The organism is Burkholderia sp. Ac-20345, from assembly GCF_017104825.1.
GTDB lineage: Bacteria > Pseudomonadota > Gammaproteobacteria > Burkholderiales > Burkholderiaceae > Burkholderia > Burkholderia lata_B.
Genome location: NZ_JAAGPO010000041.1, coordinates 1 through 19158, shown reverse-complemented (window position 1 = coordinate 19158; position 19158 = coordinate 1). Strand labels below are relative to the sequence as shown.

General features: G+C 64.7%; 18 protein-coding genes. 12 read left to right on the top strand and 6 right to left on the bottom strand.

The window, feature by feature from the left end; genetic code table 11:
- Positions 1–55: 55 nt before the first annotated feature.
- The 4 genes from G3O06_RS16735 (at position 56) to G3O06_RS16720 (ending at position 2281) form a co-directional block, all read left to right on the top strand.
- Positions 56–340, top strand: a complete 285-nt coding sequence (locus G3O06_RS16735; protein ID WP_205816816.1) for a phage holin family protein — start codon at positions 56–58, stop codon at positions 338–340.
- Positions 341–342: 2 nt separating this feature from the next.
- The gene (locus tag G3O06_RS16730; RefSeq protein WP_205816815.1) at positions 343–837 is read left to right on the top strand and encodes a glycoside hydrolase family 104 protein; all 495 of its coding nucleotides are present in this window, start codon (positions 343–345) and stop codon (positions 835–837) included.
- Entirely contained in the window at positions 834–1328 is a 495-nt protein-coding gene (locus G3O06_RS16725) for a DUF2514 family protein (protein ID WP_205816814.1), read from the top strand. Before G3O06_RS16730 ends, G3O06_RS16725 begins: the two co-directional genes overlap by 4 nt.
- Before the next feature lie 167 nt (positions 1329–1495).
- Positions 1496–2281 carry a DNA adenine methylase gene (locus tag G3O06_RS16720; protein ID WP_205816813.1) on the top strand — a complete coding sequence of 262 codons (786 nt, stop codon included), beginning with the start codon at positions 1496–1498 and terminating at the stop codon, positions 2279–2281.
- A gap of 65 nt (positions 2282–2346) precedes the next feature.
- On the opposite strand, the gene G3O06_RS16715 is transcribed toward G3O06_RS16720, so the two are convergent.
- Positions 2347–2817, bottom strand: coding sequence for a hypothetical protein (locus G3O06_RS16715; protein WP_205816812.1), 471 nt, complete (start codon positions 2815–2817; stop codon positions 2347–2349).
- A gap of 238 nt (positions 2818–3055) precedes the next feature.
- Between G3O06_RS16715 and G3O06_RS16710 the strand changes: the two genes are divergently transcribed.
- The gene (locus tag G3O06_RS16710) at positions 3056–3712 is read left to right on the top strand and encodes an SOS response-associated peptidase family protein (protein WP_205816811.1); all 657 of its coding nucleotides are present in this window, start codon (positions 3056–3058) and stop codon (positions 3710–3712) included.
- 362 nt (positions 3713–4074) lie between these two features.
- Complete coding sequence (locus G3O06_RS16705; RefSeq protein ID WP_205816810.1) at positions 4075–4314, top strand: hypothetical protein; 240 nt, start codon at positions 4075–4077, stop codon at positions 4312–4314.
- Positions 4315–4684: 370 nt separating this feature from the next.
- Here the strand turns inward: G3O06_RS16705 and G3O06_RS16700 are convergent, their stop codons facing one another.
- Complete coding sequence (locus G3O06_RS16700; RefSeq protein ID WP_006398668.1) at positions 4685–4867, bottom strand: rubredoxin; 183 nt, start codon at positions 4865–4867, stop codon at positions 4685–4687.
- Between the two features lie 200 nt (positions 4868–5067).
- Here G3O06_RS16700 and G3O06_RS16695 point away from each other — a divergent pair, with 200 nt between their 5' ends.
- From G3O06_RS16695 to G3O06_RS16675, 5 genes are all read left to right on the top strand, one after another.
- Positions 5068–5472 carry a DUF4399 domain-containing protein gene (locus G3O06_RS16695; RefSeq protein WP_174915795.1) on the top strand — a complete coding sequence of 135 codons (405 nt, stop codon included), beginning with the start codon at positions 5068–5070 and terminating at the stop codon, positions 5470–5472.
- Positions 5473–5748: 276 nt separating this feature from the next.
- Positions 5749–7734 carry an ATP-binding cassette domain-containing protein gene (locus G3O06_RS16690; protein WP_205816809.1) on the top strand — a complete coding sequence of 662 codons (1986 nt, stop codon included), beginning with the start codon at positions 5749–5751 and terminating at the stop codon, positions 7732–7734.
- 241 nt (positions 7735–7975) lie between these two features.
- Entirely contained in the window at positions 7976–9958 is a 1983-nt protein-coding gene (locus G3O06_RS16685) for a DNA topoisomerase IV subunit B (protein WP_011352819.1), read from the top strand.
- Positions 9959–10010: 52 nt separating this feature from the next.
- The gene (gene parC, locus G3O06_RS16680; RefSeq protein WP_205816808.1) at positions 10011–12332 is read left to right on the top strand and encodes a DNA topoisomerase IV subunit A; all 2322 of its coding nucleotides are present in this window, start codon (positions 10011–10013) and stop codon (positions 12330–12332) included.
- 250 nt (positions 12333–12582) lie between these two features.
- On the top strand, positions 12583–13041 hold the full coding sequence (locus G3O06_RS16675) for a CopD family protein (protein WP_174915798.1): 459 nt from the start codon (positions 12583–12585) through the stop codon (positions 13039–13041).
- 52 nt (positions 13042–13093) lie between these two features.
- Here G3O06_RS16675 and G3O06_RS16670 read toward each other — a convergent pair whose 3' ends face one another.
- Positions 13094–13978: a LysR family transcriptional regulator gene (locus G3O06_RS16670; protein ID WP_039370345.1), complete on the bottom strand. Its 885-nt coding sequence runs from the start codon at positions 13976–13978 to the stop codon at positions 13094–13096.
- A gap of 113 nt (positions 13979–14091) precedes the next feature.
- Here G3O06_RS16670 and G3O06_RS16665 point away from each other — a divergent pair, with 113 nt between their 5' ends.
- On the top strand, positions 14092–14538 hold the full coding sequence (locus G3O06_RS16665; RefSeq protein ID WP_174915799.1) for a multidrug/biocide efflux PACE transporter: 447 nt from the start codon (positions 14092–14094) through the stop codon (positions 14536–14538).
- Between the two features lie 66 nt (positions 14539–14604).
- Here G3O06_RS16665 and G3O06_RS16660 read toward each other — a convergent pair whose 3' ends face one another.
- The 3 genes from G3O06_RS16660 to G3O06_RS16650 all read right to left on the bottom strand — a co-directional run.
- Positions 14605–15813, bottom strand: a complete 1209-nt coding sequence (locus tag G3O06_RS16660; RefSeq protein WP_174915800.1) for a chromate transporter — start codon at positions 15811–15813, stop codon at positions 14605–14607.
- Positions 15814–16009: 196 nt separating this feature from the next.
- On the bottom strand, positions 16010–18349 hold the full coding sequence (locus G3O06_RS16655; protein WP_174967755.1) for an EAL domain-containing protein: 2340 nt from the start codon (positions 18347–18349) through the stop codon (positions 16010–16012).
- A gap of 218 nt (positions 18350–18567) precedes the next feature.
- On the bottom strand, positions 18568–19158 hold a 591-nt coding region (locus G3O06_RS16650; protein WP_241020077.1), incomplete at its 5' end, for a PhzF family phenazine biosynthesis protein.

Sequence of the window (19158 nt, the reverse complement as noted above, 5' to 3'; positions counted from 1 at the left end):
TACAGGCCGCTCACGGGCAACCGTGGCGGCCTTTTTTTATCGGAAAGGGGAACCGATGCAAGACCACGAAAAGACGATTCTGGAGCTGATCATCATGGGCGGATTGATCGGCATCGCGAAGGTGTTGGTAGGCGGAGAGCAACTGACTTTTCGGCTCATTGCCGGCCGGGCCATGCTCGGATCGGCGACGTCGATGGTGGCCGGCATTGCGCTGCTGCAGATTCCGGATCTGCCGCCGATCGCGCTGTTGGGTCTCGGGAGTGCGCTCGGCATTGTGGGGTCGCAGTACCTCGAAGTGCTGCTGCGTCGGAATGCAAAGCGTGTGTTTGGGGGGAAGTGACGATGGCGCGAATCAGTGTTGCCGCCGCAGGCGGAAAGAACCGTGTGGCGTTTCTCGATGTCCTTGCGGTAAGCGAGATCACTGCGGCGCTGCTGGCGAAGTCGGACGACGGCTACAACGTGCTGGTCGGGTCTACGTCGGCACGGCCGTTGCTGTTTGCGAGCTATGCGGCGCATCCGAACGTACTCAACCGACAGATTCGAGTGCCATCGACGGCGGCCGGCCGTTATCAGATTCTCACGCGCTGGTGGCGGATCTATCAGGTGCAGATGAAGCTGCCCGACTTCGGGCCGGTTTCGCAGGATCGATATGCGCTGCAGCAGCTCCGCGAGCACGGTGCGTTGCCGTTGATCGACGCGGGCCGGTTTCGCGAGGCCGTGGCGAAGGTATCGAACGTGTGGGCCAGTCTGCCGGGGGCCGGTTATGGCCAGCATGAGAACGATATCGAGCAATTGCTGGCGGCTTATCGCGCGGCCGGCGGGGAGGTGACCGCATGACGTGGATCGATCCGCGTATCTGGCTCCTCGTCGTGGCCGGCGTGATAGCCGGCTCGGCCTGCGGGTACTTCAAGGGGCATCGAGACGCAGACCAGTCCGCGAAGGTTGCGGATCAGGCGAGGCAGATCGACGACCTGGTGAACGAGCGTAACGAGTTTCGCCGCCGACTGGCGGCACAACAGGAGATCGCAACCGATGCTGCGAAAGAACGTGATCAGGCGGTGGCTGATGCCGCTGCTGCTGGTGGAGCTTCTGACGGGCTGCGTAAGCAGGTTGCCGCGCTTGTCGTCGACGTCCGGCGTGCCGGCGCTACCGGTGGAAGCAAGGCAGCCGATGACGCCCTCGATCTGCTTGCCGACGTGTTCGGCCGGGCTGACGACCGCGCGGGAGAGTTGGCGAGGATCGCTGACGAGCGCGGCATTGCCGGTCGCCAGTGCGAGCGCAGTTACGACGCGTTGATCGGCGACACGCAAACCAATTTGCCGCAGTAGCGCGGCAATCGAGGCCGAGCGGTCTCGAAAGAAACAGGGCGGCCGGCGGGATGTTCGAGCATCCTGCCGGCCGCCTTTCCACTGTCTGAGCCAGTGAATCAGCCAAGGCCCTGCTTACCTACGTAGGCGGGCCGGATTCTACACCAAGTTTAAAAACGGCTTTCACAATGGCAAATCCCATCATTCCTTGGATCGGCGGTAAGCGCCGTCTGGCAGATCACCTCATCCCGCGTTTCCCGGCACACGACTGCTATGTCGAAGTGTTCGCGGGCGGGGCCGCGCTGTACTTCATGCGCCCGCCGGCGAAGGTCGAAGTGGTCAACGATATCAATGGAGAGCTGATCAATTTGTATCGTGTCGTGCAGCATCACGTCGACGAGTTCGTGCGCCAGTTCAATTGGGCGTTTACGAGCCGTGAGCTGTTCGGCTGGTTGAAGCATACGATCCCGGAAGCACTCACCGATATCCAGCGAGCTGCACGCTTCTACTACCTGCAGAAAAGTTGCTTTGGCGGGAAGCTCGAAGGGCAGACGTTCGGATCGAAGACGCTGGCACCGCCGGGATTGAATCCCATTCGGCTCAAGGAGGAGCTATCCGTCGCGCATCAGCGGTTGGCGAATGCCTTCATCGAGCGTTTGGATTGGGCTGCGTGTATCGACCGATACGATCGACCGCACACGCTGTTCTATCTCGATCCGCCGTATTACGAGACACAGGGGTACGGTGTGCCGTTTCCGTTCGCTGAGTATGAAAAGATGGCCGAGCGGCTGCGCCGTCTCAAAGGTCGCGCGATTGTGAGTCTCAACGATCACCCGGACATTCGACGCGTGTTCGAAGGGTTCTACATCGAGACCGTGCCGATCCAGTATACGGTCGGCGTTGAGGCCGTCGACCGGAACGAGTTGATCATCTTCAGTTGGGATGACGCGGCGCAGCCAGTGGGGCTGTTCTAGCCGAAGATGCCGGTGCGATTTATCGTGCCGGCATAGCGTTCACGGGTTGGCGCAGGCCGGCAGCGTCAATCGAAGCGAGCGCCGTCAATCATGCGGCGGAGCTGATCGAGTGCGAACGAGTCGGGATAGCCGTTCTTCTTCAATTCCAGCTCGGCGGCGCAGACCATTTTCTCCATGAGCCGCAGCGTCCGGCGCACATGCACGACTTCCAACACGAATCGCTGTTCGAGTGTCAGCGCGCGATTTTTCTTGTAGTTGATCGCGCTCCACGTGTCGCGCAACTCCTCCCATGTCAGGCGTTGGAACTCAGGCAGCTTCGTTGCCTTGTCGGAGCCGGGATCTGGTTCGCCGGGGACGTCGTGGAGCCTACATTTCATGGCTTCGCGAGCACGCCACTCGTCGGAGAATGGGGCAACCGATGCGCGTGGATTGCCCATTCGTCCTGCCCGCGTTATCTCCTTGTCGATCTTGATCGACAAGCGACGCAGCGGGGCTGCGTATTGCAGCTCGTCGGCACGATCGAGGTACGCGATCATTCTCGTGGCGTTGCCGGTAAGAGTGCCCATCTCACGCAGCGTAATTCGCAGGTGTAGCACTTCGAGAATCAGCCGATGGACATCTGCGTACGTGCACGTGAGCCACCATTCCGACATCGCGTCGTACTGAGGAGGGTCGAATGGGGGCAAGATCATGATGCACGCAAAATACTGTATGGATGTACAGTTTATCGCGGAGTAAGATGAGGCCGTCAAGTCTCAAAAATGGGGGCGGGCAGTGTGCACAAATTACAAGGCACCAACCGAAGATCCGGGCATCAACGAGCTGAAGGTCGGCATCGGCGATCTGTACCGCCGCGACCCGTGGGAGCCGGATGTGTACCCGGACTATGCCGCTCCGATCGCATGGGCGGATGGGCACGGCCTTGGCATCGTGAAGGCCGTGTTCGGCTTCTGGCCGAAGTTCATGCAACCTGAGCGCGTCGACGACAACGGCAAGAAGCGGAGAAAGCTCGACACGGTCAACGCCCGTTCAGAAACCGTCGGCGAGTCCCGGCTGTATGGCAAGGCGTGGCGAGATGGGCAGCGCTGCTTGATCCCGGCCCGATGGATATACGAGCCTTGTTACGAAACGGGCCGGAATGTCTGGCAGCGGATCGGGCTTACAGATTGGCAATCGTATTGCGTCGCCGGCATCTGGCGGCTCTACGATGGCGACGACGGCCGTACGCTGGTTGGTATGTCCATGCTTACCGTCAACGGCGATGGCCATGCAGTGATGGGGCGCATGCACAAGCCCGGCGACGAAAAGCGATCGGTGGTCATCCTGCGCCCGACCGACTATGACGAATGGCTGCATACGACGAATGTCGAGGCTGCGCGTTCAATGCTGCAACTCTATCCCGCAGGCGAGATGGCTTCAGAGCCAAAGTGACTTTCCGTGTACTGCCGGGCAGGCGGCAAAGAGAGGTTGCTGGCCTCCACGCTGCCTCAGCGTTTCACAACTGAATCTTCCGCTCCGATCGTCCCGTATTCCGTGCGCATCGGCTTGAAGGTGCGTTGCGCCGCCGACAGAAAGTCGATGCTTCACGGTTCAAGTCTGAAACATTTCCCGCACCCCCGTCCATTATTTCTCCGTCTCGCAAGGTTCCATCTCCGCGCGTCAACGGTTTGGAGCCGGTGGTGCGCATTTTGCATACTCGTTGACCATATACGGGGTAGTGCTTGTTGGGCGAAGTAAGTTGCGACACGTACTGCTGTGTCGCCGCAACATTCATAGAAGATACGAGGCAAGACATGGATCGCTACTGTACGATCGAAAAAGAATTGGGGCATGTCAGAAGCGCGATTCAAACAATTGATTTGAAACGAGACGAGTTTCCTTGTGGGACGGTCATTGCCGATCCCATGTATTGGCGTGCGAGACTTTATTCGATTCGCGGTATGGCTGAACGCTACAACTTCGAGAGGCTCAGAGATCAAGCTGACGAGATGCTCGTCCAAATCTCGAAACTGAAACGTAAGGTCGCTTGGTAAAAAATGAAAGAGAGCCTGCCTAGAGCGCGCGATAAAATCGAAATTGTGACGGCCCGCAGAGCCGCTTAGGCCGGCCTAACTCCGGCTCACGCCTACGAAAAAGCCCGCAGCGAGCGGGCTTTTTGCGTGCTACGGATTTGCTACAGCAGCGGGCGGGAGCCTTGCTGGACAAGCCATGCATTTGTCATTCCGTCCCCTGAACTACGGGGAGAGCCATGTCCGGGGGATCGCGTGGAAAAACGCGAACCGGACGGCAGTGTGGACAGCGCGCAGAGTATAGCAAACGCGCGGCGCGTCGGCGGGGCGGAATGCGTGCCGACGCGCGTGATCGCGCGATCAGCCGCGATCAGAAAACCAGGGAATCAGCGAATCAGAAATCGACGACGACGAAATCTTCCTTGCCCACGTCGCACAGCGGGCAGCGCCAGTCGGCGGGGATGTCGGCGAAACGGGTGCCGGGCGCGATGCCTTCGTCGGGCAGCCCTTCCGCTTCGTTGTAGACCCACCCGCAAATCAGGCAGACCCAGCTCTGGTATTCGGTTACTTCGCTCATGTAGCGCTCGGGAAAAATGGAAATCCGGTGATGCCGTCCGCGGCCTGGCCGGCGGACGAAAGGCGCAATGGTACCGGAATTTCGCCGAACGGCTCCGCAACGTCGTTTTAAACGTACGCATCGCGAACAACGCAACCGAAACACATATGCCGTGCGTGCGGTGTATGCTTCCCGGGCTGTCCAATCATAAGGAGAATGCGATGCTGAACAGAAAGTGGATCGCAGGTGCGGTGTGCGTGGCGGCGATGGCCGTGTCGACGATGGCGCGGGCCGAGGCGCGCGTGTATTTCGAAGCGCCGAGCGAGGGCGCGACGGTGTCGAACCCGGTGCACGTGAAGTTCGGGCTTGAAGGGATGGAGCTTCGGCCCGCCGGCGACATGACGCCGAATACCGGCCATCATCACCTGCTGATCGACGGCCGGCCGATTCCGAAGGGCGACGTGATCCCTGCGAGCGAGCGTTCGTTGCACTTCGGCAAGGCGCAAACCGAAACCGAGATCAAGCTGCCGCCCGGCCAGCATACGCTGACGCTGCAGTTCGGCGACGGCGCGCACCGCTCGTATGGCCCCGAAATGAGCTCGACGATCATGCTCAACGTGAAGTAATCGCGCATGCCGCGTACGGGCGCCCGAGGCGTCCGGCGCGGAATGGTCGATCGGCCGGCCGCAGGCATCCGGTCGGAATTGGACCTTTCACATAGAGCCTGCGCGCGGCGTCCGCTACCGGAAGCCGGGCGCACCCGATGGGCCATCGCATCGCGCCGATGCGCCTCGATGGACACCGCCAGCCTGCCGCCAAAAGCACGATCCAACCCGCCTCTCAACCCGTTTGCCGGCCTTATCCATCCGGCCATACCGGTGGCGCCGCCCGCGACCGGTACAATGGGCGCTTCCGATTTCTCTCTTCGCCGTCTCCCCATGTCGCTCTATTCCATTTCCGGCGCGCAGCTCGCGTTCGGTCACGTCGCGTTGCTCGATCACGCGGATTTCTCGCTGGAAGCCGGCGAGCGCGTCGGCCTGATCGGCCGCAACGGCGCGGGCAAGTCGTCGCTGCTGAAGATCGTCGCCGGGCTCGCGAAGGCCGACGACGGGCTGGTCACGCGCCAGCAGGAGCTCGTGACCGTCTACGTGCCGCAGGAGCCCGAATTCGAGCCGGGCGCGACGGTGTTCGATGCAGTGGCATCGGGGCTCGCGCACACGCGCGAACTGCTCGAAGAATACGATTCGATCGCGCACCGCCTCGCGGATATACCCGAAGGCGCCGAGCACGATGCGCTGCTCGCGCGGATGAACGCGCTGCAGTCGTCTCTCGATGCACACGACGCGTGGAGCTGGCGCACGCGCGTGTCGATGACGCTCGCGCAGATCGGCCTGGCGGACGTCGATGCACCCGTCGACGCGCTGTCGGGCGGGATGCAGAAGCGTGTCGCACTGGCGCGCGCGCTGGTGCTGCAGCCCGACGTGCTGCTGCTCGACGAACCGACCAACCACCTCGACTTCGACGGCATCCGCTGGCTGGAAGAGCTGCTCGTCGCGCAGCGCGCGGGCCTGCTGTTCATCACCCACGATCGCGCGTTCCTCGACCGCGTCGCGACGCGTATCGTCGACCTCGATCGCGGCCGGCTGCTGTCGTACCCGGGCAATTTCTCCGCGTACCAGACGCGCAAGGCGCAGCAGCTCGAAATCGAGCGCGTGGAAAACGAGAAGTTCGACAAACTGCTCGCGCAGGAAGAAGTGTGGATCCGCAAGGGCGTCGAAGCGCGCCGTACGCGCAGCGTCGGCCGCATCGCGCGGCTCGTGCAGATGCGCAACGAGCGCGCGGACCGCCGCAACACGCTGGGCAACGTGAAGCTGGATGTCGCGCAGGGCGAGAAGTCCGGCAAGATCGTCGCGGAGCTGACCGACGTTACGAAGCGCTACGGCGGCCGCGCGGTCGTCGATCGCTTCTCGACGACGGTGATGCGCGGCGACAAGATCGGCTTCATCGGCCCGAACGGCGCCGGCAAGACGACGCTGCTCAAGCTGATTCTCGGCGAACTGAAGCCCGACGAAGGCACGGTGCGCATCGGCACCAACCTGCAGGTCGCCTATTTCGACCAGATGCGTGCGCAGCTCGACCAGGAAAAGAGCCTCGCGGATACGATCAGCCCCGGCAGCGAATGGGTCGAGATCGGCGGCGTGCGCAAGCACGTGATGAGCTATCTCGGCGATTTCCTGTTCGCGCCGGAACGCGCGCGTTCGCCGGTGAAGTCGCTGTCGGGCGGCGAGCGCAACCGGCTGCTGCTCGCGCGCCTGTTCGCGCGTCCGGCGAACGTGCTGGTGCTCGACGAACCGACCAACGACCTCGACATCCAGACGCTCGAACTGCTCGAGGAGCTGCTGGCCGACTACGACGGCACGGTGCTGCTCGTCAGCCACGATCGCGCGTTCCTCGACAACGTCGTGACGTCGGTGATCGCGGCGGAGGGCGACGGCAAGTGGCGCGAATATGTGGGCGGCTTCACCGACTGGCAGATCCAGAGCGCGCGTGCCGATCAGCTCGCGCAGCAGGACGCGGCGAAGCGCGTGGTCAAGGACGCGGCACCCGTCAAGGAAGACGCGGCGAAAAGTGCCGCGGGCCGCAACGCGCAACGCACGGTGAAGCTGTCGTTCAACGAGCAGCGCGAGCTCGATTCGCTGCCGGAGAAGATCGCCTCGCTCGAAGAGGAGCAGAAGACGATCAACGCCAGGCTCGAAGACGGCTCGATTTTTGCGAAGGATCCGCAGGAAGGCACACGCCTGACCGAGCGGTTCGCGGCGATCGATGACGAATTGCTCGAAGCGCTCGAACGGTGGGAAACGCTCGAGGCGAAGCGCAAGCCCGCGTAATCCGCAGACGTGTCGCGCGGCCGGCGGCCGCCGCGCGCGATTCCGCGATTGGCGTGCCACGCGGAACCAGTAAAATACCGCGCGTCCCGGGCAGCGCAGCGCACGCCGCGCGCCCGCTTTCGGAGCAGTCCAAGCACACCGTTGTTTCGATTCGCTTTTTTACGGAACTCAACGTTTTGTCCACGACGTTATCCACACGAGGTGTGGACAACGTCCCGATGAATGACGAAATTCAGCGCCTATGTCAACGAAGAAACCCAGCGCGGCCTATAGCGAAGCATCGATCAAGGTGCTCAAGGGTCTCGAGCCGGTCAAGCAGCGTCCCGGCATGTACACCCGTACCGAGAATCCGCTGCACATCATCCAGGAAGTCATCGACAACGCGTCCGACGAGGCGCTCGGCGGCTACGGCAAGCAGATCACGGTCACGCTGCATGCCGACCAGTCGGTATCGGTCGAGGACGACGGCCGCGGCATCCCGTTCGGCATGCACCCGGAAGAGGGCGTGCCGGTCGTCGAGATCGTATTCACGCGCCTGCACGCGGGCGGCAAGTTCGACAAGGCCGCGGGCGGCGCCTACACGTTCTCGGGTGGCCTGCACGGCGTCGGCGTGTCGGTGACGAATGCGCTGGCGACGCGCCTCGACGTAACGGTCTGGCGCGACGGCAAGATCGCGGAGCTCGGCTTTGCCGAAGGCGATGTGGTGAAGCCGCTCGCAACGCAAGGCGCGGGCCGCGGCGAGAAGAAATCCGGCACGCGCGTGCAGGTGTGGCCGAATCCGAAGTACTTCGATTCGCCGAACCTGCCGCTCGGTGAACTGCAGCGCCTGCTGCGCTCGAAGGCCGTGCTGCTGCCGGGCGTCGAGGTCGTGCTCGTCAACGAGAAGTCGGGCGAGCGCCAGACGTGGAAATATGAAGACGGCCTGCGCGGCTACCTGCTCGACGAGATGAACGGCAGCGAGCTGCTGATTCCGCTGTTCGAAGGCGAGCGTTTCGCCGATTCGCGTTCGGGCGACGACACCTTCGCCGAAGGCGAGGGCGCATCGTGGGTCGTCGCATGGAGCGAGGAAGGCTCGCTCGTGCGCGAGTCGTACGTGAACCTGATCCCGACGCCGGCCGGCGGCACGCACGAATCCGGCCTGCGCGACGGTCTCTACCAGGCGGTGAAAAGCTTCGTCGAACTGCACAACCTGCAGCCGAAGGGCGTGAAGCTGCTCGCGGAAGACGTGTTCGCGCGCGTGTCGTTCGTGCTGTCCGCGAAGGTGCTCGATCCGCAGTTCCAGGGGCAGATCAAGGAACGCCTGAACAGCCGCGACGCGGTGAAGCTCGTGTCGTCGTTCTCGCGTCCCGCGCTGGAGCTGTGGCTGAACCAGCACGTCGAGCACGGCAAGAAGCTCGCCGAACTCGTGATCAAGCAGGCGCAGGCGCGCACGCGTGCGGGCCAGAAGGTCGAGAAGCGCAAGAGCTCGGGCGTTGCTGTGCTGCCCGGCAAGCTGACCGACTGCGAGACGGAAGATATCGCGCGCAACGAACTGTTCCTTGTCGAGGGCGATTCGGCAGGCGGCTCCGCGAAGATGGGCCGCGACAAGGAATACCAGGCGATCCTGCCGCTGCGCGGCAAGGTGCTGAACACGTGGGAAACCGAGCGCGACCGCCTGTTCGCGAACAACGAGGTGCACGACATCTCGGTCGCGATCGGCGTCGATCCGCACAGCCCCGATGAAAGCGTCGACCTGTCGAACCTGCGCTACGGCAAGATCTGCATCCTGTCGGACGCGGACGTCGACGGCTCGCACATCCAGGTGCTGCTGCTCACGCTGTTCTTCAAGCATTTCCCGCAACTGATCGAGCGCGGCCATGTGTGCGTCGCGCGGCCGCCGCTGTTCCGCGTCGACGCGCCCGCGCGCGGCAAGAAGGCCGCGCAGAAGCTCTATGCGCTCGACGACGGCGAGCTCGAGGCGATCCTCGACAAGCTGCGCAAGGACGGTGTGCGCGAGACCCAGTGGAGCATCAGCCGCTTCAAGGGTCTCGGCGAAATGAGCGCCGAGCAGCTGTGGGATACCACAATGAACCCCGACACGCGCCGCCTGATGCCGGTGAAGCTCGGGGAGCTCGACTACGAGGCGACCGTCGCGCGCATGACGATGCTGATGGGCAAGGGCGAGGCAGCCGCACGGCGCGGCTGGCTCGAGGAAAAGGGCAACGACGTCGAAGCGGACATCTAAGCCGAGCACCTGCGCGGCCGGGCCTCACGCCACTTACGAATACGGAATTCAGATGGACGACAATACTTCCGATCTCTTCGCCGCGTCCGACGCACCGGATGCCGATGCGCTGACGCTCGGCAACTACGCGGAGCAGGCGTACCTCAGCTACGCGGTCAGCGTCGTGAAGAGCCGCGCGCTGCCCGACGTCTGCGACGGCCAGAAGCCGGTGCAGCGCCGGATTCTCTACGCGATGAACGAAATGGGCCTCGGCCCGGACGCGAAGCCGGTGAAGTCGGCGCGCGTGGTCGGCGACGTGCTCGGTAAATACCACCCGCACGGTGACCAGTCGGCATACGACGCACTGGTGCGTCTCGCGCAGGATTTCTCGCTGCGCTACCCGCTGATCGACGGGCAGGGCAACTTCGGCTCGCGCGACGGCGACGGCGCGGCGGCGATGCGATACACGGAAGCACGCCTCACGCCGATCGCGAAGCTGCTGCTCGACGAGATCGACCAGGGCACGGTCGACTTCATGCCGAACTACGACGGCTCGTTCGAGGAGCCGAAGACGCTGCCGAGCCGCATGCCGTTCGTGCTGCTGAACGGCGCGTCGGGCATCGCGGTCGGTCTTGCGACTGAAATCCCTTCGCACAACCTGCGCGAAGTCGCGGCGGCGGCGGTCTCGCTGATCCGCAATCCGAAGCTCACGCACGCGGAGCTGATGAACCTGATTCCCGGCCCGGATTTCCCGGGCGGCGGCCAGATCATCTCGAGCGACGCGGAAATCGCGGCGGCCTATGAAACCGGCCGCGGAAGCCTGAAGGTGCGCGCGAAATGGAAGATCGAGGATCTTGCGCGCGGCCAGTGGCAGCTCGTCGTCACCGAGCTGCCGCCGAGCACGTCGGGCCAGAAGGTGCTCGAGGAAATCGAGGAACTGACGAACCCGAAGCTCAAGCTCGGCAAGAAGACGCTCACGCCCGAGCAGCTCAACACGAAGAAGGCGATGCTCGACCTGCTCGACGCGGTGCGCGATGAGTCGGGCAAGGAAGCGGCGGTGCGGCTCGTGTTCGAGCCGAAGTCGCGCACGATCGACCAGACGGAATTCGTGAACACGCTGCTCGCGTACACGAGCCTCGAATCGAACGCGACGCTGAACCTCGTGATGATCGGCGCCGACGGCCGGCCGGGCCAGAAGGGCCTGCTGACGATCCTCGACGAATGGGTGAAGTTCCGCCAGCTGACGATGACGCGCCGGTGCCGCCATCGTCTCGCGAAGGTCGACGACCGCATCCACATCCTCGAAGGGCGGATGATCGTCTTCCTGAACATCGACGAGGTGATCCGCATCATCCGCGAGTCGGACGAGCCGAAGGCCGCGCTGATGAGCGCGTTCGGCCTCACCGACCGGCAGGCGGAAGATATTCTCGAAATCCGGCTGCGCCAGCTCGCGCGGCTCGAGAAGATCAAGATCGAGAAGGAACTCGAAGCGCTGCGCGACGAGAAGGCGAAGCTCGAGGAACTGCTCGCGAACGAAAGCGCGATGAAGCGGCTGATGATCAAGGAGATCGAGGCCGACGCGAAGCAGTACGGCGACGATCGCCGCACGCTGATCCAGCAGGAAAAGCGCGCGACGTTCGAGGCGAAGGTGGTCGACGAACCGGTGACGGTGGTTGTGTCGCAGAAGGGCTGGGTGCGTGCGCTGAAGGGCCACGGGCTCGACCCGGCCAGCTTCTCGTTCAAGGCCGGCGACAGCCTGTACGCGGCGTTCCAGTGCCGCACGCCGGATCGCCTGATCGCATGGGGCAGCAGCGGCCGTGTGTACTCGGTCGACGTGTCGGTGCTGCCGGGCGGGCGCGGCGACGGCGTGCCGGTCACGTCGCTGATCGAGCTCGAATCGGGCTCGCACCTGATGCACTACTACGCGGCGCCGGCCGATCAACAACTGCTGCTCGCGTCGAGCAACGGCTTCGGCTTCCTCGCGAAGGTCGGCGACATGGTGAGCCGCGTGAAGGCCGGCAAGGCGTTCATGACGATCGATTCGGGCGCGGCGCCGCTCGCGCCGATGCCCGTGCTGCCGAACGCGACCCAGGTTGCGTGCCTGTCGAGCGGCGGCCGCCTGCTCGTGTTCGGGATGGACGAGATGAAGACGCTGTCCGGCGGCGGTCGCGGCGTGATCCTGATGGCGCTCGACGACAAGGAAACGCTCGTTCAGGCGCTTGCGATCGATCCAGCGGGCGTCGTGCTGATCGGCACCGGCCGCGGCGGCAAGGCGATGGACGAGACGCTGTCGTATGCAGGGCTCGCGCCGCACGTCGGCAAGCGCGCACGCAAGGGCCGCACGCCGGAGACAAAGGTCAAGGTCGTCAACGAACTGCGTCCGCTGCTCGGCTGACGCCGCGTACGTTCGATCGTCCGGTTCGGCCGCGATCGAAGGCCGCACCTCCGCTTCGGCGGACGTGCGGCCTTTTCTTTTGGCATGGGGATTCGGGTAAGCAAGTGTGGCGCTGTCACGCGGAACTTGCAAAATAGTGTGAAATCGCGCCTGGGGTCTGAACCGCGAAGCGACAATCCGGTCGAACGTCGCTCGATGCCGCGTGCGACGCGGCCGTTCGCCGCACCCAACTCCTCACAGGATTGCCGTCATGTCCCATGCTGTCTCCGTCGCGCTGTTTCTTCATCTGCTGGCCGTCGCCGTGTGGGTGGGCGGGATGGTCTTCGCCAACTTCTGCCTGCGTCCGGCGCTGTCCGACCTGTCGCCGCAGCTTCGGTTGCCGCTGATCGAGGGCGTGTTCGGCCGCTTCTTCAACTGGGTATCGGGTTCCGTGATCGTGATCCTGCTGTCCGGCGGCTTCCTGCTCGTGAAATTCGGCGGCGCGCACGCGACGTGGTCGCTGCACGCGATGGCCGGGCTCGGCGTCGTGATGATGCTGATCTTCGGGCATATCCGGTTCGCGCTGTTCCCGCGCATCCGCCGCGCGGTGCAGGCGCAGAAGTGGCCTGACGGTGCGCGTGCGGTGAATACGGTGCGCCTGCTCGTCCTCGTGAACCTCGTGCTCGGCGTCGTCACGATCGGCGCGGCGGTGCTGTCGCGCGGCTTCTGATAGACCGGGGCCGGCCGCCGGCGCGCAGCCGCCGGTGTGTCGGCAAACGCCGCTAAGCGGCCAGCATCGCATCGAGCAGCCATGAGCCGACCGGGCCGAGCGGCCGGTTGCGCGACCAGACCGCATCGACCCGCACACGGCGCGGCCAGCCGCGCGCACGCAGTTCGCACAGCCGATCACGCGCAAAGTGGTCGACCATCCAGCGCGGCAGCTCGGCCCAGCCGAACCCCAGCACGGCCATCTCCAGCAGCATCAGGTAGCTCGGTGCCAGCCAGTGCTGCGTGCCGACGACGATCCGGTCGTCGGCGCCGCGGCCTTCCGTTTTCACATAGGTATTGAGGCGCAGTTCGCGCACGTCGCGCAGCGCGGCGTGCGGCACGTCGGCGTCGCCGTATTCGGCGAGCGCATGCGTGCGGCCGACGAACAGCCCGATCTCCGATTCTTCCGCGATCGTCGCCGCGCCGATATCGGCCGGGTAGGCCGCGCGCGCGGCCATCAGCCCGAGCTGCGCGCGCCCCTGCTGGATCAGGTCGAGCACGTCCTCGTGCTCGGCGATCTGGCATTCGAGCTCGAGCGCCGGAAAGCGCCGTTCGAGCGCCATCAACGTTTCCTCGTAGCGCTTCGACTGGTACGTATCGGACACGACGAGCGTCAGCCGCGCTTCCTCGCCACGCGCGAGCCGCGCGGCCGTGCGGTCGATTGCCGCGCCGGCCTCGAGCGCGCGCTGGACCTGCGGCAGCAGTGCGCGCCCGGCGTCGGTCAGCGTCGGCGCGCGCGTCGAGCGGTCGAACAACTGCACGCCGAGATCGATCTCGAGGTTCGCGATCGCCTCCGACACGGTTGACTGGCGCTTGCCGAGCTTGCGCGCGGCGGCCGTGAACGAGCCGAGCAGCGCGGCTTCGGCGAATGCGAGCAGGGCTTCGGGGGCGTGGCGCATGCGGCGTTCCTGGCAGTGATGTATCGGTAAAACCGATGATATCAAACTGGATTCATACGGTTGCGCCGATCAAAATGGCTGCCATGAACGAAGTAGACGAATCGGAGGGAATCATGAAACAGGTCAATAAAACGGTGACGGAACGGCTGCTGCATGCACTGACGTTCGAACTGGTCGCGATCGCGCTGTGCGCGCCGATCGGCGCTTGGCTGCTCGACATGCCGGTGTCGCACGTCGGCGTGCTGACGGTGATGGTGTCGCTGATCGCGATGGCGTGGAATATGGCGTTCAACACGCTGTTCGACCGCTTCGAGCGCCGCGCGGGGTTGTCGCGCACGCTCGGCATGCGGATCGCACATGCGGTCACGTTCGAGCTCGGCCTCGTGGCGATGGTGGTGCCGGTAGCGGCGTGGTGGCTGAACGTGAGCCTCGTCGAGGCGCTGGTGCTCGACCTCGGCATCGTGCTGTTCTTCCTGCCTTACACGTTCTGCTTCAACCTCGCATACGACGCGCTGCGTGCCCGCTGGATGGCCCGCCGGGTCGCGGTGCAGGCAGGTTGAGGATGGGCGGAACGGGCGAGATGGGCGAATGCCGGTAGAACCCGGCGGGGCGGCGGCGGTCGCCCGTCAGCGCGCGGCGGCCCACAGCCACACGCCGCACGCAACCGCGACCGTGCCGTACACGGCATAGACGGGCACCTTGAAGCGCGCGAAGCACAGCGTCGCGAAGGCGCCCGTCAGCCAGTAAACGGGGTCGGCTGGTTCGCGATGCAGGATCCTCACGACGGCCACGACGAGAAAGCCCGTGGTCGCCGCACGCAGCAGGCGCATCCCGTGTTCGAAGCGCGAATGGCGCTTGAGCCGGGAAAGGTGGTTCTGCGCAAACACGACGAGGCACCCGGACGGAATGAACAGCGCGGCCGTCGCAAGCAGCGCGCCGACCCAGCCGTCGGTCAGGTAGCCGAGAAACGGCACAACGTTCAGCAGCGGCCCGGGCGCAACGGGCGACAGCGCGAACGCCAGCGTGAAGTCGTGATCGGAGATGCCCGTTGCCGGCGTGACGAACAGCGTCTTGAGCACGGGCAGTGCGGAAAAGCCGCCGCCGAACAGCGTCATGCCCGCGCCGGCGAGGCGCGGCCACAGCAGCGTCGCCTGGTAATCGCCGGGCAACGGCACCGCGAACAGCACGACCAGCACGCCGAGCAGCACGAGCAGGTTGCGGTCGCGCTTCGACAGAGCGAAATCGACTGCGTCCTGTTGCGTCGGCCCTGTCAGCCAGCCTGCCGCGAATGCCGCGAAGAGAATCCCGACGAAGGCGGCCGGATTATGTGCGAAAGCGAGCAGAATCGTCGACAGCGCGGCGATCAGCTGCTCCCGCCGCGTGCGCGCAAGCGAACGCACTTGCTTGACCCACGTGACGCCGATCAGCGCGGCGAGCACCATCCCGAAGTGATTGATCAGCATCGGCGCGGCAAGTGAACGCACGAGCGGCGTCTGATAGAAGATCGCGAACAGCGTCATCAGGAAGGAGAACGGCAGCACGCTCGCGATGCCGGCGACCCATGCGCCGACGCGGCCGTGCAGGATCTGGCCGACCTGTACCGCCACGTTGCAGCCGACGGGGCCCGGCACGAGCCAGGCAAGCGCGACGAGGTCGCCGAAGACGTGGGGCTCGATGCGCCGCAGACGTTCCACGTAGTGGCGTTCGAGCTGCGCCATCATCGAAAGCCCGCCCCACGAGACCGCCGAAATGCTGGCCACGACCTTGAACAGGTCCCACAGGGAAGCCTGTGCCTGTTCGACATCAGCGGTCGCTTCGATTTCGACGGTTGTCATGTTGGTGGTGTGGGCACGGGGCCCGATCTCTCGCGTGTGACCATGCCGGCGGCCCGCCGACACGTCGGCCCTCCTGATTGTCCGCTGCGCGCAGTGACACTGCCATGCGCGAAAACGCTAGTTTATGAACTAAACAATCGGATCGGAAAACGAAACAATGACCGCGCGCGCAACGCCTGCCGCGGCCGCGACGCGCTTACGCGCCGGTGCTGCCGGTCGCGCGGTGCGCAATCACGTTCGGCGGGGCGCTGCGCACGCCGAAGCGTGCGATCAGCGCGGGAATCGCGTCGGCCGGCACCGGTCGCGAGAACAGGAAGCCCTGCGCCTCGATCTCGCCGAGCGCGGCCAGCCACGTGATCTGCTCCTCGGTTTCCGTGCCTTCGACGACGACGGTCAGGCCGAGCGAGCGCGCGAGATGAACGATCGACGACACCATCACGCACACGCTGCGATCGTTCGGGATCGCCTGCACGAACGAGCGGTCGACCTTCAGCGTATCGACGGAGAAGCGGTGCAGGTACGACAGCGACGAATACCCGGTGCCGAAATCGTCGAGTGCGATCCGGATGCCGAGCTTCTTCAGTGCGACGATCTTCTCGGACACGAGTTCCGGATACTCCATCATCGCGGTTTCGGTGATCTCGATCTCGAGCCGGTTCGCGTCGATGCCGGTTTCCAGCAGCGTGCGCGAGATCGTCTCGATCAGGTCGCCGCGCCAGAACTGCACGGGCGAGATGTTGACCGCGAGCGTCAGCGTGTCGTGGCCCTCGTCGCGCCAGCGTGCGATTTGCTCGCACGCGGTGCGGATCACGAAATCGCCGATCGGCACGATCAGGCCGGTCGATTCGGCAATCGAAATGAATTCGTTCGCGGAGATGATCCCGTGCTCGGGGTGATCCCAGCGCGCGAGCGCCTCGAAGCCGGTGATGTAGCGGTGCGTGAGGTCGATCTTCGGCTGGTACGCGAGGAACAGTTGCCCCTCGGCCAGCGCGACGCGTAGTTGCTGCTCCCAGCGCATCAGGTGGTCGGCGCGGTGCGACAGGTGCGGCGCGTAGAACTGGTAGCAGTTCTTGCCGGCGTCCTTCGCGCTGTACATCGCGAGATCGGCCTTCTTCAGCAGGTCGATCTCGCTTTCGTTCGCAACCGAATGCAGCGCGATGCCGATGCTCGCATGCAGCACGAACGAGCTGCCGCGCACGTCGAACGGTTCGCCGAACATCCGGATGATCGCCTCCGCGAGCCGCACCGCGCGCCGCTCGACGTCGTCGCCTTTCATCACCACGACGAATTCGTCGCCGCCGATGCGCGCGAGCGAGCCTTCGTCGCCGACCGCATCGGACAGGCGCGACGCGGTCATCTGCAGCACAATGTCGCCGGCGTTGTGGCCGAGCGTGTCGTTGACGGTCTTGAAGTTGTCGAGATCGATGAACAGCAGCCCGAGCCGCGACAGGCTCGTCGGCATCGACACGTCGTTGCGCAGCCCGCGCAGCGTCGCATAGCGGTTCGCGAGGCCCGTGAGCAGGTCGAATTCGGCGAGCTGCGTCATTTCGCGCTCACGGCCGAGCAGCTTGCCGATCAGGCCCGTCGCGACGCCGAAGAACGCGAGCATCGCGAGCGTGATGAAGCTCGTCATCAGCAGGTAGACGTTGCGCGTATGGTAGTAGTCCGCGAATTCCTCGGTTTGCGACAGCCCGACCATCACCGCGAGCGGGTAGCCGTCGAGGTGGCGGTACGACACGATGCGCGTCACCCCGTCGATCGGGTCGATGATCGTGCCCGTCACACGCTCGGCGATCGGGTAGACGCCCGACGCCGAAAACGCGCCGGGCGCGTTGCTGACCGAGCCCGTGCGCCGCGCGAGTACGGCGCCCGTATCGGACACGACCGCGATCACGCCTTCCTTGCCGATCGCCGCGTTGTTGTAGAAGTCGTTCGTGAAGTAGCTCGGGTCTTCCGACACGACGACGATGCCCGCGAAGCTGCCGTCCGGGTTGTTCAGGCGCCGCGTCATCTGCAGCGTCCAGTGGCTCGATACGCGGCCGAGGACCGGTTTGCTGATGAAGAGGCGGTCGTCGTTGTGCGAGAGGTGAACCTTGAAGTGCTCGCGGTCGGACAGGTTGATCGGCTGCGGATGAAGCTCGGCCGTGTTCGCGAACAGGATGCCTTTCGCGTTGACGAGCGACACCTGGATCAGCGTGTCGCTCGGCACGACGCCTTTCTCGACGGCGCTGGCGAGATTGAAGCGCGCGGGCGACTTCTCGAATTCGAACTTGACGAAGCGGGTGATCTGGTCGACCTGGTGGATGGCCTTGACCGTATGCTGCTCGAGCGCGGAGGACAGGATCGCCGCGGAAGCCGCTGCTTCCTTGTACGCGCTGTCCTTTTCCACCGACAGGCGCGCGATGATCACGGCCCACAGTAGCGCGAGCGCCAGCATCCCGAGCAGCGGGATCGCAAATAGCGCACGCCGGCGCGATTTGCGCGGCGCGCGTAGCGGCCGGGTCGGCGGCGTGTGGTTGGACCGGGCGGAGCTCATCGAAGAGGGTGGCGTCCTGCTCGCGTGCGCCATCCGTCTGGATGGCTGACTATGATTGGGGTTGTCCCGACGTCTGTTCGTTCGCGGGACACGCAACCATGGACAGACCTCCGAAACAACGGATTAGGCCCGATATTACTGGCTGGAACGTTTTTGCGATAGTTGGGCGAATCGTAGGGGGCGCCGGACGGGCCGGCGCCATCGCACATCGCGAAATGTCAGGCGGGTGACAGGAAGGTGCCGTCGACGACCGTGACGACATGGCCGCCGATCCACGTGGCGCCGTTTTCGTCATAGCTGACGAAGATGCGGCCGTCGCGGCCGATCGCCGTACCCTGGCGGGCCGTATACGACTGGCCGGGGCGGCGTTCCTGCCGCGTCAGCAGCCCGGCCAGCGCGGCGTTTGCGCTGCCGGTGACGGGATCCTCGCCGAAGCCGAAGCTTCCGCCCGTCATCAGGCAGCGGATTTCGAACGTCGTGGGGCCGCCTTCGGCGTGCGGTGCGTAGACCGCGAGGCCGTCCGTGCCGTAGCGGCGCGTGAGCGCCTCCAGCGCGGCCGGATCGGGCGTCAGGCCGATGCAGGCATCGGCCGACTTCAGCCGCACGACCAGCCACGGCGCGCCGTTGTCGACCGCGCACGGCTCGGCCTCCAGGTCGATCGCGTCGCTGCGCAACGCGGCAGCCAGCGCTCGCTGTACGACGCGCAGCAGAATCTCGTGAAGGTCCGGCTGGCGAGGATGTCGAACACGGTCGACCTCTACCGCGCATTGGGCGGCGGCTGGCAGGACCGGACGGTGAAAGCCGACGTG